Raw genomic sequence first — 14,317 nt, 5'->3', positions numbered from 1 at the left:
AGGCGCCGCGCGGGCTGGTGATACGGTTTTCGGAACGAATCGTCCGAAGACCGTATCACAGGTCGACCAGCACGCTCTTGCTGCGCCGGTTGGCGAGGTACGCCTCGCGGCCGAGATCCTTGCCGATGCCGGACTGCTTGTAGCCGCCGGTCGGCAGGATATGGTCGCGCGAGCGGCCGTAGCGGTTCACCCACACCGTCCCGGCCTGGAGCGCCCGCGTCACCCGCAGGGCCCGCGACAGGTCGCGGGTGAACAGGCCGGCGGCGAGGCCGTAGGTCGGGTGCTCGGCGAGCGCCAGCGCCTCGTCCTCGTCCCGGAAGGTCTGCACCGTCAGCACCGGCCCGAAGATCTCCTCGCGCACGGCCGGCGAGTCGGTCCCGACCCGGCGCAGGATCGTCGGAGCGTAGAAGGTGCCGGGCCGGTCGAGCCGGGTCCCGCCCCGCACGCACTCGGCCCCGGCCGCGAGCGCCGCGCCGACGATCGCCTCGATCCGCGCGATCTGGCGCTCCGAGATGATCGGCGCGTAGGTGGTGGCGGCGTCCCAGGTCGGGCCGGGGCGGATCCCCGCGCAATGTGCGCCGATCGCCTCGACCAGGGCGTCGGCGACCGCCTCGGCCACGATCAGCCGGGTGCCGGCGACGCAGGCCTGCCCGGCATTGGCGAGCAGGCTCCCGGCCACCGCCCGAGCCGCGAGGGCGAGGTCGGCATCGGCGAAGACGAGCTGCGGGCTCTTGCCGCCGAGTTCGAGCGTCATCGGCTTGACGCCGGTGCGGGCGACGTTCGTCATGATCGCGGTCCCGGCCGCGGTCGAGCCGGTGAAGCTGACCTTGCCGATGCCGGGATGGCCGGTCAGCGCGGTGCCGGTGGTCGGCCCGTCGCCGAGCACGACGTTGACCAGCCCGGCCGGGAGCCCCGCCTCGACCGACAGGGCGGCCAGCAGCAGGGTCGAGAACGGCGTCATCTCGGAGGGCTTGAGCACCACGGCGTTGCCGGCGGCCAGCGCCGGGCCGAGCTTCCAGCCGGCCATCGACAGCGGGAAGTTCCACGGCGTGATCGCCCCGACGACGCCGTAGGGCTCGCTCATCACGAGGCCGAGGCTGCCCGCGCCGGTCGGGACGAGGTCGTCGGTCTCCTTGTCGGCGAACTCGGCGAAGAAGCGGATCTGCTCGGCGGTCACCGCGACGTCGCCGGCGGCGAGCTGGCCCACGGGCCGCGTCGAGGCGACGGCCTCCACCGGCGCCAGGACCCCGGCCTTCTCCTCGATCAGGTCGGCCCAGCGGTGGAGCGCCCGGACGCGCTCGCGCGGGGGCCGCTCGCCCCAGCCGCTCTCGCGCACGGCCTTGGCCGCCGCGGCCACCGCCTCGTCGACGAGGGCGGGCTCCGCCACCGGGCAATCGGCGAAGGCCGCGCCGTCCGAGGGGCGGTGCAGCGGGATCCCGCCCCGCGCCGGCACGAACCGCCCGGCGATGAAGTGCCCGGACGGCAGGGCGAGGCGGTCGGGGTCGAAGCTCCTGGTGTCGGGGTTCGTGGCGTCGGGGCTCGGGGGCATGGCGCGCTCGCGGACGGTCAGGACACCACGACGTAGATCTTGCGGACGGTCTCGATCGTCCGCCACAGGCCGGTGAAGCCGGGCTTCATCACGAAGCTGTCGCCGGCCCGGAAGGTGCGCGTGTCGCCGCCGTCCTCGGCGATCTCCACCACGCCCTGCAGGATGTGGCAGAACTCGAACGTCTCGCCCTTGATCGAGCGCGTCTCGCCCGGCGTCGCCTCCCAGATCCCGGTGCGCACCGCGCCGCCGCGGGACTCGTCCTGCGCCCACGTCCTGAATGCGGGATCGCCCGAGACGAGGCGGGCGGGATCGGCCCGGGTCTCCTTCGGCGCGGCGGTCGGGGCTGGGTCGAGGCGGATCAGGAGCGACATGGAGGAGGGTTCCTTGGGGGAGAGGTCCTTGGGGAAGGGGGCCTTGCGGGGCGCGGATCAGTAGCCGCGGGCGCGGTCGACGAGGCCGATCGGGTCATGGCCCGCGGCGAGGCGCCGGAGGTTCTCGACGAGCGTGACGGCGGCGGTCTCGGCCTGGGTCACGCTCGCGACGTGCGGCGTGAGCAGCACCTTCGGGTGGCGCCACAGCGGATGCCCGGCCGGCAGCGGCTCGGGCTCGGTGACGTCGACGACGGCGCCGGCGAGGTGGTCCGCATCGAGGGCGGCGATCAGCGCCCCGGCATCGAGCTGCGCGCCGCGGCCGGCATGGACGAGGCCGGCGCCGGCCGGCAGGGCCGCGAACAGCTCGGCCCCGAGGAATCCGCGGGTCTCGGCGGTGAGCGGCAGCAGGCAGACCAGGATGTCGGTCCCGGCGAGGAACGCCGCCAGCCCGTCGCGCCCGTGGTGGCACGCCACGCCCGGGATCGCGCGGGGCGAGCGGCTCCAGCCCGCGAGCGGGAAGCCGAACGGCGCCAGCCGCTCCAGGACCGCCTGCCCGAGGGCGCCGAGGCCGAGCACGCCGACGCGGCGTTGCGCCGCCTGCCGCACCGGTCGCGCCCGCCACGTCTCCGCCGCCTGCTGCGCGAGGTAGCCGGGCAGGTCGCGGTGCAGCGCCAGGACGCCGAGGGTCACGTATTCCTGCATCATGCGGACGATGCCTTCCTCGACCATCCGCACGACCTTGAGCCCGGGCGGCAGCCGGTCGAGGTTCATCTGGTCGACGCCCGCCCCGATGCAGAACAGCGCCTCCAGCCGCGTGAAGCGCGCGATGTCCTCCGGCAGCGTCCAGGTCATGAGGTAGCGGACCTCGCCGGGGTCGCAGGCGTCCCGTCCGATCGCGACGCGCTGGTCGGGAAGCGCGCGGGCGACCGCCTCGGCGAAGACCGCGGCGCGCGCCGCGTCCAGGGTGAGCAGCAGGGTCATCTCGGCACGGGTCCCTTCGTCGGGCGGCACCGCGCGACAATGGCGGCCGGCGGGCGGCAGGATGGACCGAAGCCGCGCGGCGGGGCGGCAGATCGCGCTGTTCTCCCGCCTTCTCCAGGCACGCGCCGGCCGATGGGGCCGGTCGCGGGGCCGGCCGCGGTGGAAAGTACCGCGAAACGGCACCGATCGAGCGCAGTCTGTCGCCGGGGATGGGCTACGATCCCGGTCTGCCACGCCTCCGTCCCGCCGGGCGCGGGCCGCCCGTGGCGATTGCGGATTTCCGAGGCCGAGCGCGCGATGCCGCCGATCAGGACCCTTGTGCTCGACAGCTTCCTGCTGCGGACGGTCGACATCGCCGGGGTCGATCCGAAGCAACTGCACGCGCTGTCGGTCGGCGTGCGCTGGCCGCACCGCGTCCCGGACTGGCGCACGCTGCTCGCGGCCGGCCGGGGCATCGCCGCGGTCGACGAGATCGGCCGCGCCGTCGGCTCGGCGATGTGGTTTCCCTATTCCGACGGCTTCGCGACAATCGGCATGGTCATCACCTCGCCGCGCCTCCAGGCCCACGGCGCCGGGCGCTGGCTCATGGACGAGGTGCTCGCGGCGGCCGGCCCGCGGGCCTTCGGGCTCAACGCGACGCGCGAGGCCCACCGCCTGTACCAGTCCCTCGGCTTCGTCGACGAGGCGACGCTGTACCAGCGCCAGGGCCGGGCGCTGCCGCCGGAGGACGCGCCCTTGCCGCCCGGCGCGACGCTGCGGGCGGCGGAGCCCGCCGACCTCGACGCCCTGGTGCGGCTCGACGCCCGGGCGTTCGGCGCGCCGCGGCCCGCCCTGCTGGCGCACCTGCTCGCGGCCGGGGCCGGAACCGTGCTGGCGCGCGCCGGCCGCATCGAGGCGTATGCCCTGCGCCGGCCGTTCGGCCGCGGGCAGGTCGTCGGCCCCCTCGTCGCCGCGTGCGACGCGGACGCGATTGCGGTCGGCCGGCCCCACGTCGAGGCGCAGGCCGGGCGGTTCCTGCGCCTCGACACCCGGCAAGCGGACGGCCCGTTCGCGGCGTTCCTGGCCCGGTCGGGCCTCGCCGTGTTCGACACCCTGACCACGATGTCCCTCGGCCGGTCCTGGCCGGCCCCGGCGCCGGACGGGCCGGTCAGCTACGCCCTGGCGAGCCAGGCGCTGAACTGAGGCAGTGGGGACGTGCCGGCCCGGCCGGATGCGATGATCGAGGATCGTCGGTGTTGCAGCCTTGCCATGGTGCGGGAAAGTCGACGATCCGGCTCGCCCCGCGTCATCGGCGTGGCCGGTCGGCCGGACAAGGTATTTCGATGACGACACAGGGGGTTTGACCCTGTGTTGGTGTGCTCAGTTTATAATTATACAAAATATGGATCCTGACTTTCAGGGATATGGTGCTTGCGCGCTCGTACTCGAGGTGGTTTCGTCCTGAGACAGTCGAGAGGGGTTCGGAGTCGGGGCATGCAGCCCATATCGATCGATGCGCTGCATCGCTGCGACGGCGTGAAGCTCCGGCGTTTTCTCACGCGCCTGCTCGACAACCCGGCCGACGCCGCCGACGCCCATCAGGAGACCTACCTGCTGATGCTCGCGGCGCTGTCGCGCACGACGGTCGAGCAGCCCTCCGCCTTCCTGTTCCAGATCGCCCACAACGTCGCGCGCCGGATGCGCAACCGGCGGCGGCTGGAGGGGACGATCTTCCAGCCGGTGAGCGACGCCGACTGGGCCGCCCTCGCCGACGGCTACGCGCTCCCGGAGCGGCAGGCGATCGCCCGGCAGGAACTCCGGCGGCTCGCGGCGGCCGTCGACGCGCTGCCCCCGCGCTGCCGGGAGGTCTTCCTTCTCGTGCGCATCGACGGGCTCTCCAACGGCGAGGCGGCGGCGCGGCTGAACATCAGCCGCAACATGGTCGAGAAGCACCTCATCAAGGCCCTCCTGCATTGCCGCCGCCGGTGCGGCGATCCGGCCTGAGGATCGACGTCAGGAGTTCGACGCCTCGTTGATCTGAGAGCGCAGGGGTGCATCCTCGGTCCGTCCGGTCCGCGAGGGGACCCGCAGGGAGCCCGACCGTGGCCGGCAGCGACGGCACCGATGCGCACGATCCGGACGGCGAGGATCCGGTCTACGAGGCCGCCGCCGGCTGGGTCGCGCGCCTGTCCTCGTCCGACGCGACCGAGCGCGACCATGCGGCGTTCGACGCCTGGCTCGCCGCCGACCCGGGCCATGCCGAGGCCTATGCGGAGCTGGACGCGCTGTGGCACAGGCTCGGCCGCGTGCCCGACGCCCGCCGGCGCCGGATCCCGAAGGCACCCGCCTGCCTCGCCGCCGCGGCCGTGCTGGGGGCGGTCCTCGCCCATCAGTTCGGCCTGACCGACTGGCTGCGCAGCGACCTGTGGAGCGGGACCGGCGACATCCGGCACGCGACCCTGGCCGACGGCAGCCGGGTCGACCTGAACACCGGGACCGCCCTCGCCCTCCGCTTCACCGGGACGGAGCGCCGGGTCGCGCTCCTGCGCGGCGAGGCGGTGTTCGACGTGGCGCCCGACCCGGCCCGGCCCTTCGTCGTAGAGGGGGGCGGACTGAGCGTCCGGGCGGTCGGCACGGTCTTCTTCGTGCGCGCCGACGCCGCCGGGAAGCCGGTGGGCGTCGCCGAGGGACGCGTCGACGTCACCGCCGCGGGCCGGCACCTGGAGGTCGCGGCCGGCGAGGCGGTCCGCCGCCAGGACGGCGACGCCGTCTCCGTCGTCAAGGCGGATGTCGGCCGCGCCATGGCCTGGCGCGACGGGCGCCTGATCTTCTCCGGCGAGCGCCTGTCCGACGTCCTCGCCGAACTCGGGCGCTACCGGAGCGGACGCATCCTCCTGCTCGACGCGGCACTCGGCGAGCGGCGCGTCACCGGCGCCTTCGACCCGCGCCACACCGACGAGGCCCTCGATGCGATCGCGGCGAGCCTCGGCGTGCGCGTCGTGCGGATCACCCCGCTCGTCGCCCTGGTCGGGCCGGCGTGAAAAAAATCCGCGATCGTGCCCGATCCGACGTCAGGAGATCGGCGCCCCGTTGATCTGAAGCGGTGAGGGGACGAGAGCGCGCGATGCGCCGCCCCTTGCGAGCAGAGGGACGGGGTGGTCGGATGGCGGCGCGGGAGCGTGGTTTTGCGGGTGGACGGCTGGCAGGGATGGCCCTGGCCGGCGCGTCGCTGCTGGCGATGATGCCGGCGGCGGCCCAGGACCACGCGGCACAGGACCGGGCGGCCCCGCGCGCCGCCTCCGGGGCGGGCGCCGACACCGTCGCGCTGTCGATCCCGAACGGACGGCTCGAACCGGCGCTGGTCCGCTTCACCGAGCAGGCCCGGGTCAAGCTGGTCTATCCGACCGACATGACCGACGCCCTGACCACGACCGGGGTGGAGGGCGAGTTCCCGCCGCTCGAGGCCCTGGGCCGGATCCTGGAGGGGACCGGCCTGACCTATCGCCCGGTGAGCCCGTCCACTGTCACCCTGGTGAACCCGCGCTACGTCCAGCTCGGTCCGCAGCGGGACGGCACGGTGGCCCTCGACGAGGTCGTGGTCGCGGGCCGGCCGACCGGCCCGGTCGCCGCGGGCTTGCCGCCGCCGACCGGAACCGTGGGCCAGCCGCCGCCGCCCTATGCCGGCGGTCAGGTCGCGACGGGGGCCCGCATCGGCTTCCTCGGCAACCGCTCGGTGCTGACGACGCCGTTCAACGTCACCAGCTACACCGAGAAGCTCATCAACGACCAGCAGTCGCGCTCCCTCGCCGACGTGGTGCTGAACGACTCGTCGGTGCGCAACGACGCGCCGCCGTTCAGCGAGCGCGACTCGTTCTTCATCCGCGGCTTCACCGTCGTGAACCTCGACGTCGGCTTCGACGGCCTGTTCTACCTCGCCAACCCGCGGCGCGTCTTCACCGAGGGCATCGAGCGGGTCGAGATCCTGAAGGGGCCGACCGCGCTCCTCAACGGCGGCACCGGCCGCGTCGGCGGCACCATCAACCTCATCCCCAAGCGCGCCTACGACGAGCCGCTGACGCGGCTCACCACCACCTACCTCAGCGACTCGCAGATCTGGACCCATGCCGATATCGGCCGCCGCTTCGGCGCGTCGAAGGAATGGGGCGTGCGCTTCAACGGCTCGTACCGCAACGGCAACACGCCGCTCGACAAGAACGCGATCGAGGTCGGCGTCGCGACGCTCGGCCTCGACTACCGCGGCGAGCGCCTGCGCGCCTCGCTCGACCTCGTCCACAACAGCCAGAACATCACCGCGCCGACGTCGCTGTTCAACGCCGTCGCGCCGAACATCCCGGTGCCGCGGGCGCCGAACAACCGCCTGAACACCGCCAGCTCGCTCGAATACATCGACAGCCGCTACAACATGGCGGCGGGCCGGGTCGAGTACGACGTGCTGCCCGACACCACGGTCTACGCCGCCGGCGGCGTCAGCCGCTACAACGAGGACTTCCTCACCTCGTCCTACCGGGTCACCGGCGTGAACGGCGCGGCGACCAACACGCTCGCCATCCAGCCCCAGGAGATCCAGGGGATGACCGGCGAGGTCGGCCTGCGCTCGACGTTCCGGACCGGCTTCCTCGGCCACTTCCTCACCGTCTCGGCGGTCGAGGCCAACAACCGCAACTACCGCGGCGGCTTCACCGCACCGGTCCTGCCGATCTTCCAGACCAACATCTACGATCCGGTCCACCTGCCCCGCGGCTCGGTGAACACGCTGCTGCTGCCGCGCTCCAACGACCGGCCCCTGTTCGCGGAACTGAGCGCGCGCAGCGTCGGCATCGCCGACACCCTGTCGCTCGGCGACGACCGCTTCCTGCTGACGCTCGGCGGGCGGTTCCAGGAGATCGACCAGCAGAGCTACAACACCCGCCCCGGGCCGACGCTGGGCAACCTCGCCTCGACCTACGTGCGCGGCCGGTTCAGCCCGGCGATCGCGGCGGTGTTCCGCCCGGTCGACAACCTGTCGTTCTACGGCAACTACATCGAGGCGCTCGAACCCGGGCCGGCGCCGCCGGTCACGGCGGTCAACGCCAACCAGGTGTTCCCGCCCGTCGTCAGCCGGCAGCAGGAGATCGGCGCCAAGTACGATTTCGGCACCGTCGCGCTCACCGCCTCGCTGTTCCAGATCGAGCAGCCCAACGCCTTCACCGATTCCCGCACCAACGTGTTCTCGGTCAGCGGCCTGCAGCGCAACCGCGGCCTCGAACTCTCGGCCTTCGGCGAGCCGGTCGAGGGCGTGCGGCTCATCGGCGGCGTCACCTTCATCGACGGGCGCCTGGCCAGGACGCTGAACCGCCAGTTCGACGGCAACGTCGCGCCCGGCGTCCCCGACGTGGCCTTCAACCTCTACGGCGAGGTCGACCTGCCGCCGTGGCTGGCGCCGGGCCTGACCCTGACCGGCCGCGCCATCTACACCAGCGGGCAGTTCTACAATCAGGCCAACACCCAGTCGGTGCCCGATTGGACGCGGTTCGATGCCGGCCTGCGCTACACCTTCGAGGGCGTGAACGGGAAGCCGGTGGTGATGCGGGCGATCGTCGAGAACATCTTCGACAACTCGTACTGGGCCTCGGCCGCCCGCGGCTTCCTGGCGGTCGGCGCGCCGCGCACCGTCATCGTTTCCGCGACGGTCGATTTCTGAGCCGCCGGTTCCGAGCCACCATGGAGGCCCCCCTGATCCGGACCCGCGCCGTCGTCGGCACCGCCCATGCGAGCCGCTACCTGCAGCAGCTCTGCAAGCACTGGTCGCACACGTTCGAGACCGAGTTCGATCCGACTCACGGCCGGATCGCGCTGCCGCTCGGGGAGGCGCGGCTCGCCGCCGGCCCGGAGGCCCTGACGATCGACCTCGCCACCGACGACGCGGCCAGCCTGCCCGACTTCCAGGGCGTCCTCGTGCGCCATCTCGAACGGTTCGCGTTCCGCGAGACGCTGGAGATCGTGTGGAGCCCCGCGACGACGGCGGCGGCGCAGGCCGCCCCGGACCGCTCCGCCGACGACCGGCCGGGTGGCACGGCATGACCCGTCGCGTCCTGTCGTCCGGGACCGTCCGGCTCGCCGCCGCGGCCCTCCTGGCGGCCCTGCTCGGCGCCGCGCCCGCGGCGGCCGAGATCACGGTGTCGCATGCCCGGGGGCAGACCGTGCTGCCCGGGGTGCCCAGGCGCGTCGTCGTGTTCGACCTCGCTGCGCTCGACACCCTCGACGCCCTCGGCGTGCCGGTCTTCGGGGTCGCGGGCGGGGCCAAGCCCCCCTCCCTCGCCCGCTACAACGGGCCCGCCTACCGCAGGATGGGCACGCTGTGGGAGCCGGACTACGAGGCCGTCAACGAGGCCGAGCCCGACCTGATCGTCGTCGGCGGCCGCTCGGGGCCGCGCTACGACGCCCTCGCCAGAATGGCCCCGACCATCGACCTGTCGAGCGACGCCGCCGACCCGCTCGGCAGCGAGATCCGCAACATCCGGACCCTGGCCCGCCTGTTCGGCAAGGAGACGGAGGCCGACGCGCGGCTCGCCCGGATCGAGGCCGACATCGCGGCGGTGCGGGCCCGGGCCGAGAAGGCCGGCACGGCGCTGTTCGTCCTCTCGACCGGCGGGCGCCTGAGCGCCTTCGGCCCCGGCTCGCGCTTCGGGCTGCTGCACGGCGCCCTCGGCTTCCGGCCGGCGGCGCCGGGCCTCGGCGCCGGCATCCACGGCCAGCCGATCTCGTTCGAGTTCGTCGCCAGGACCAATCCCGACTGGCTGTTCGTGCTCGACCGGGACGCCGCGATCGGCGCCCAGGGCCAGCCGGCACGCCAGCTCCTCGACAACGCGCTGGTGCGGCAGACGACGGCGTGGCGCCAGGGACGGGTCGTCTACGTCGACGCCGCCGCCTGGTACCTCGCCGCCGGAGGGCTGAACGCGCTCCGGACCACCGTCGACGGGGTCGCGGCGGCCCTCGACGGCGCCGCGGCGGCCCTCGACGGCGCCCGGTGACGATGCCGGACCGTCCCCTCCGGGCTGGCCGGCGCGCCGGCGGCGCCCTCGCGGGCCTCGCCCTGCTCGCGCTCGCCGCCGCCAGCCTCCTCGTCGGCGTCGGCGACCTGACCGGCGCCGAGGTGCTGGCGGCGAGCCGGATCCCCCGCACCCTCGCGCTGATCCTCGCCGGCGCCGGCATGGCGGTCGCCGGCGTCATCATGCAGCTCGTGGCGCAGAACCGCTTCGTCGAGCCCTCGACCGCCGGGACCGCGGAATCGGCGACGCTCGGCATGCTGCTCGTGACCCTGCTGGCGCCCGGGGCTCCGGTCGTCGTGAAGATGCTCGCGGCGACCGCCTGCGCACTGGCCGGGACCGCCCTGTTCCTGCGGGTGCTGCGCGCGATACCGCTGCGCGCCCGGCTCACCGTCCCGCTGGTCGGAATCATGCTGGGCGGCGTGGTCGGGGCGGCCTCGACCTTCATCGCCTACCGCACCGACATGCTGCAGTTCCTCGCGACCTGGCAGGCGGGCGACGTCTCGACCGTGCTGCGCGGGCGCTATGAGCTGCTCTGGCTCGCCGCGGTCCTGACGCTCCTCGCCTACGGGCTCGCCGACCGCCTCACCATCGCGGGCCTCGGCCGCGACGCCGCGGTCAATCTCGGGCTCGACTACCGCCGCGTCGTCGCGCTGGCGCTCGCCATCGTGTCGACGATCACCGCCGTGACGATCGCGACGGTCGGCACGATCCCGTTCCTCGGCCTCGTCGTGCCGAACCTCGTCGCCCTCGCGGCCGGCGACAACCTGCGCCGGACCCTGCCGCTGGTGGCGGCCTCGGGCGCCGGGCTCCTGCTCCTCTGCGACGTGCTCGGCCGGCTCGTCCGCTATCCGTTCGAGATCCCGGTCGGCACCGTGATGGGGGTCGTCGGCAGCGGCCTGTTCCTGACGCTCCTGCTGCGCGGGGATGCCCGCCGTGCGTGACCTGTCCGCGCGGCCCGGCCCCGGCTGGGTGCTGGCGCTGCTCGCCCTCGCGGCCGCCGCGGCGGTGCTGGCCTACATGACGGTCGGGGCCAACGGCCGCTGGGGCTTCGTGCTGCCGTTCCGCGGCACCAGGGTCGCCTCGATGCTGCTCGTCGGCTGCGCCGTCGCCACCGCGACCGTGCTGTTCCAGACGGTGTCGGGCAACCGCATCCTGACCCCCGCCATCATGGGCTTCGACGAGCTCTACCGCCTGATCCAGACCGGACTGGTCTTCGGGTTCGGGGCCGGCGGCTTCGGCGACCCGCGGCTGCGCTTCCTCGCCGAGACCGGCGCGATGGTGCTGTTCGCGCTCCTGCTCTACCGCGGGCTCCTGGACCGGGGCGGGCACGGCCTGCACCGGCTGCTGCTCGTCGGCGTCGTGTGCGGGGTGTTCTTCCGCAGCCTGTCGCAGTTCCTGCAACGGATGATCGACCCGAACCAGTTCGTCGTGCTCCAGAGCGGCCTCTTCGCCAGCTTCAACACTGTCCGGCCGGAGCTGCTGGCCCTCGCCGCCCTCGTCGTCCTGGCCGCCTGCCTCGCGGTCCGGCGGCTCGTGCCGCGGCTCGACGTGCTGCTGCTCGGCCGCGACTGCGCGGTCGCGCTCGGGGTCGACCACCGGCGCACCCTGACCCAGGTGCTGGTCCTCGTCGCGGTGCTGGTCTCGGTCTCGACGGCGCTCGTCGGGCCGGTGACCTTCCTCGGCCTCCTCGTCGCCAACCTCGCCTACCGGGTCATGCCGACCTACCGCCACGCCTTCGTGCTGCCCGCCGCCGCGCTCGTCACTGCCGTGACCCTGGTCGGCGGCCAGCTCGTGCTGGAGCGGGTCTTCGCGCTCAACGCCGCCCTGTCGATCGTGGTCGAGTTCCTCGGCGGCCTCACCCTCCTGGTCCTCCTCGCGAGGCGCGCCCGCGCATGACCCGCCCGATGATCGAGGTGCAGGACCTCGTGCGCCGCTACGGCGACACCGCCGTCGTCGACGGCGTCAGCCTGCGCCTGCCGGAGCGCGCCTTCGTCTCGGTGATCGGGGCGAACGGCGCCGGCAAGTCGAGCCTGCTGTCGATGGTCGCCCGCCTGCTGCCGGCGAGCGCCGGCCGGGCCCTCGTCGCCGGCCTCGACGTGGCCGCGACCCCGGGCGACGTGCTGGCGCGGCGGCTCGGCATCCTGCGCCAGGACAACGGCGTCGCCGCCCGGGTGACGATCCGCGACCTCGTGGCGTTCGGGCGCTACCCGCATTCCCGCGGCCGGCTCGGGCCCGCCGACCACGCCGCCATCGCCGACGCCCTGCGCTTCCTCGACCTCGAGCCGCTGGCCGACCGCTTCCTCGACGAGGTGTCGGGCGGCCAGCGCCAGCGCGCCTTCATCGCGATGGTGCTGGCCCAGGACACCGACTGCATCCTGCTCGACGAGCCGCTGAACAACCTCGACATGCGCCACGCCGCCGCGATGATGGCGCTGCTGCGCCGGGCGGTGGACGAGCGCGGCCGCACGATCGTCGCCGTGCTGCACGACGTCAACTTCGCGTCCTGCTACTCGGACCTGATCGTGGCGATGCGCGACGGCAAGGTCGTGGCGGTCGGGCCGCCCGACGAGATCGTCACCCCGGCGGTGCTGCGCGAGGTCTACGGGATCGACGTCGAGGTGGTGACGGTGCGAGGCTACCGGACGGTGTTCTTCTACCGCTGACCGCGGTGCCGGGTGCCGGATCCCGCCTCGCGAGCCCGCCACCGCGCGGGCTGGTGCCGGGCCCGGCCGGCGTTGAGTCCGCAAGACCGGCCTGATACAAAATTCCGAAGAGCCACAGGCCGTACAACAACGAGAAAATACCGACGTCGGGAGGACGATGGATGCTGGGCACGGCGCTGGAGCTCAAACTCTCGCTTCTTCGCGGGGAATCTGCCTGTCCGATGGACCTCGCCGATTTCGGCCGACTCGCGGCCATCGATCTGCGCACCCAGACCAAGTCGGCGCGCTCCGACCGGCTCGCCGTCGCGATGCTGGAGATGATCGCGTCGGGACGGCTGCCTCCGGGGGCCCGCCTGCCGCCGGAGCGGCGGATCGCCGAGGCCGCCTCGGCGAGCCGGGTCTGCGTGCGCAGCGCGCTCGACCGCCTCAAGCTCGACGGCTACATCGAGGCCGTCCAGGGTTCGGGGACCCGCGTCGTCTCCCTCGAACGGAGCGAGCGACTGATCCCGCTCATCCGGGCGAACCAGGAGAATCTGGAGGATCTGCAGGACTTCGTCGCGTTCCTCGACCGCTGCGTCCTCGACCATCTCCTGCGCCGGGCGCCCGACGCGGCGCTGGCGCGCGCGGCCGACGCCGTCGCGGGACCGTGTGCCGGGCCGGGCACACGGGCCCCGGCCGAGGACGAGTTGCGGCTGCGCCTCGTCCTCGCCGAGGCGTCGGGCAGCCCGATCTACGCCATGATCACCGGTCAGCTCGCCCGCGGCATCCGCAGCTTGTTCGGCAGCCGCCTGCGGGCCGCGGGCGAGGCCGGGCTCGGCCGGCTCGACGGCGAGCGCCTCGCCCTCGCGGCGGCCCTCGCGCGGCGGGACGCGGCGGCCGCGCAGGCGGCGCTGGCGAGCCGGGCCGCGATCCTGCGCGGCCTCGCCTCGACCCCGCCGGCGGCGGGCGCCGGGGCGCCGCGCGAGGAGGCGATCCTGCGCGACCTCGCGGTGGCGAGCCCCGAGCAGCTCAAGGACCGGCTGACCCGCGAGATCGCCGGCATGATCGCGACCGGGCACGCCCGCGACGGCGCCCGCCTTCTGAGCGAGCGGCGGCTCGCGGCGCTGTTCGGCGTGAGCCGCGCCTCGGTGCGCGAGGCCCTCGCGGCGCTCAAGGCCGAGGGGATCGTGGTGGCCGACGAGCGCTGCGGCACCCGCGCGGTCGACGCGCTGACCTCGCTCGCCGCGGCCGATCTCGACCACCTCCAGACGATGTCGCGGCTGCGCGGCTACCTCGAAGTGTGGGCCGCGAGCCGCGCCGCCGAGCGCGGCAGCGACCGCGACTTCGCCGACCTGCGCCGCATCCTGGCCGAGATGGGCCGCTCGCACCTCAGCGCCCGGCGCCGGATCGACCTCGACCTGCGCCTCCACCTCACCATCGCGCGGGCGGCGGGCAGCGCCGTCCACCTCTACATCACCGAGGTGCTGCGCGACCTGATGACCGCCTATTTCGACTACTCGCTGACGACGCCCGCGATCGGGGGCGGCCGCGACGCGATGCTGCTGCGCCACCATACCCAGATCGTGACCGCGATCCTGGCCCGCGACACGCTGGCGGCCGGCCGGGCGATGGCGGAGCATTGCGGCGCCTTCAGCGACCGCTACGCGATGCTGGACGCCGACCGGGAGATGCTGCCCTGCGGCCTGGCGGCCGACCTCGCGGCGCGGGACTGATCCGGAGGGCCCG

Annotated in this window: 13 protein-coding genes; 10 read left to right on the top strand and 3 right to left on the bottom strand. The window is 73.8% G+C overall.

All coding sequences use genetic code 11. The features are described from left to right. Nucleotides 1-55: 55 nt before the first annotated feature. From EOE48_RS19155 to EOE48_RS19145, 3 genes are read right to left on the bottom strand one after another with little or no spacing between them, the layout of a single operon-like run. Nucleotides 56-1,549, bottom strand: coding sequence for an aldehyde dehydrogenase family protein (locus EOE48_RS19155; RefSeq protein WP_127732101.1), 1,494 nt, complete (start codon nt 1,547-1,549; stop codon nt 56-58). A 17-nt stretch (nt 1,550-1,566) separates the two neighbouring features. Then, nucleotides 1,567-1,920, bottom strand: a complete 354-nt coding sequence (locus tag EOE48_RS19150; protein ID WP_127732099.1) for a cupin domain-containing protein — start codon at nt 1,918-1,920, stop codon at nt 1,567-1,569. Nucleotides 1,921-1,977: 57 nt separating this feature from the next. Continuing rightward, nucleotides 1,978-2,901 (bottom strand): 2-hydroxyacid dehydrogenase, encoded by a 924-nt coding sequence (locus EOE48_RS19145; RefSeq protein WP_127732097.1) that lies wholly within the window; start codon nt 2,899-2,901, stop codon nt 1,978-1,980. A gap of 297 nt (nt 2,902-3,198) precedes the next feature. Here EOE48_RS19145 and EOE48_RS19140 point away from each other — a divergent pair, with 297 nt between their 5' ends. The 10 genes from EOE48_RS19140 to EOE48_RS19095 all read left to right on the top strand — a co-directional run bounded on the left by EOE48_RS19140 (nt 3,199) and on the right by EOE48_RS19095 (nt 14,304). Continuing rightward, the gene (locus tag EOE48_RS19140; protein WP_127732095.1) at nt 3,199-4,083 is read left to right on the top strand and encodes a GNAT family N-acetyltransferase; all 885 of its coding nucleotides are present in this window, start codon (nt 3,199-3,201) and stop codon (nt 4,081-4,083) included. 291 nt (nt 4,084-4,374) lie between these two features. Continuing rightward, nucleotides 4,375-4,884, top strand: coding sequence for an RNA polymerase sigma factor (locus EOE48_RS19135; RefSeq protein ID WP_127732093.1), 510 nt, complete (start codon nt 4,375-4,377; stop codon nt 4,882-4,884). 98 nt (nt 4,885-4,982) lie between these two features. After that, complete coding sequence (locus EOE48_RS19130) at nt 4,983-5,921, top strand: FecR family protein (RefSeq protein ID WP_127732091.1); 939 nt, start codon at nt 4,983-4,985, stop codon at nt 5,919-5,921. A 158-nt stretch (nt 5,922-6,079) separates the two neighbouring features. Next, entirely contained in the window at nt 6,080-8,581 is a 2,502-nt protein-coding gene (locus EOE48_RS19125) for a TonB-dependent receptor (protein ID WP_127732177.1), read from the top strand. Nucleotides 8,582-8,601: 20 nt separating this feature from the next. Further along, a complete protein-coding gene (locus tag EOE48_RS19120; protein WP_425463677.1) occupies nt 8,602-8,961 on the top strand; it encodes a DUF2218 domain-containing protein in 360 nt (119 codons plus the stop codon). Then, nucleotides 8,958-9,911: a siderophore ABC transporter substrate-binding protein gene (locus EOE48_RS19115; protein ID WP_127732089.1), complete on the top strand. Its 954-nt coding sequence runs from the start codon at nt 8,958-8,960 to the stop codon at nt 9,909-9,911. The genes EOE48_RS19120 and EOE48_RS19115 overlap by 4 nt, the downstream gene beginning before the upstream one ends. A 2-nt stretch (nt 9,912-9,913) precedes the next feature. After that, nucleotides 9,914-10,870: an ABC transporter permease gene (locus EOE48_RS19110; RefSeq protein WP_127732087.1), complete on the top strand. Its 957-nt coding sequence runs from the start codon at nt 9,914-9,916 to the stop codon at nt 10,868-10,870. Next, the gene (locus EOE48_RS19105; RefSeq protein WP_484213851.1) at nt 10,863-11,825 is read left to right on the top strand and encodes an iron chelate uptake ABC transporter family permease subunit; all 963 of its coding nucleotides are present in this window, start codon (nt 10,863-10,865) and stop codon (nt 11,823-11,825) included. The genes EOE48_RS19110 and EOE48_RS19105 overlap by 8 nt, the downstream gene beginning before the upstream one ends. Nucleotides 11,826-11,833: 8 nt before the next feature. Further along, the gene (locus EOE48_RS19100) at nt 11,834-12,592 is read left to right on the top strand and encodes an iron ABC transporter ATP-binding protein (protein WP_127732173.1); all 759 of its coding nucleotides are present in this window, start codon (nt 11,834-11,836) and stop codon (nt 12,590-12,592) included. A gap of 221 nt (nt 12,593-12,813) precedes the next feature. Continuing rightward, entirely contained in the window at nt 12,814-14,304 is a 1,491-nt protein-coding gene (locus tag EOE48_RS19095) for a GntR family transcriptional regulator (RefSeq protein ID WP_187371478.1), read from the top strand. The last annotated feature ends 13 nt before the right edge of the window (nt 14,305-14,317 follow it).

It is taken from the genome of Methylobacterium oryzihabitans, from assembly GCF_004004555.2.
GTDB classification, from domain to species: domain Bacteria; phylum Pseudomonadota; class Alphaproteobacteria; order Rhizobiales; family Beijerinckiaceae; genus Methylobacterium; species Methylobacterium oryzihabitans.
Note: the sequence above shows the minus strand (reverse complement) of the source record. Positions and strands in the feature narration are given on the sequence as shown.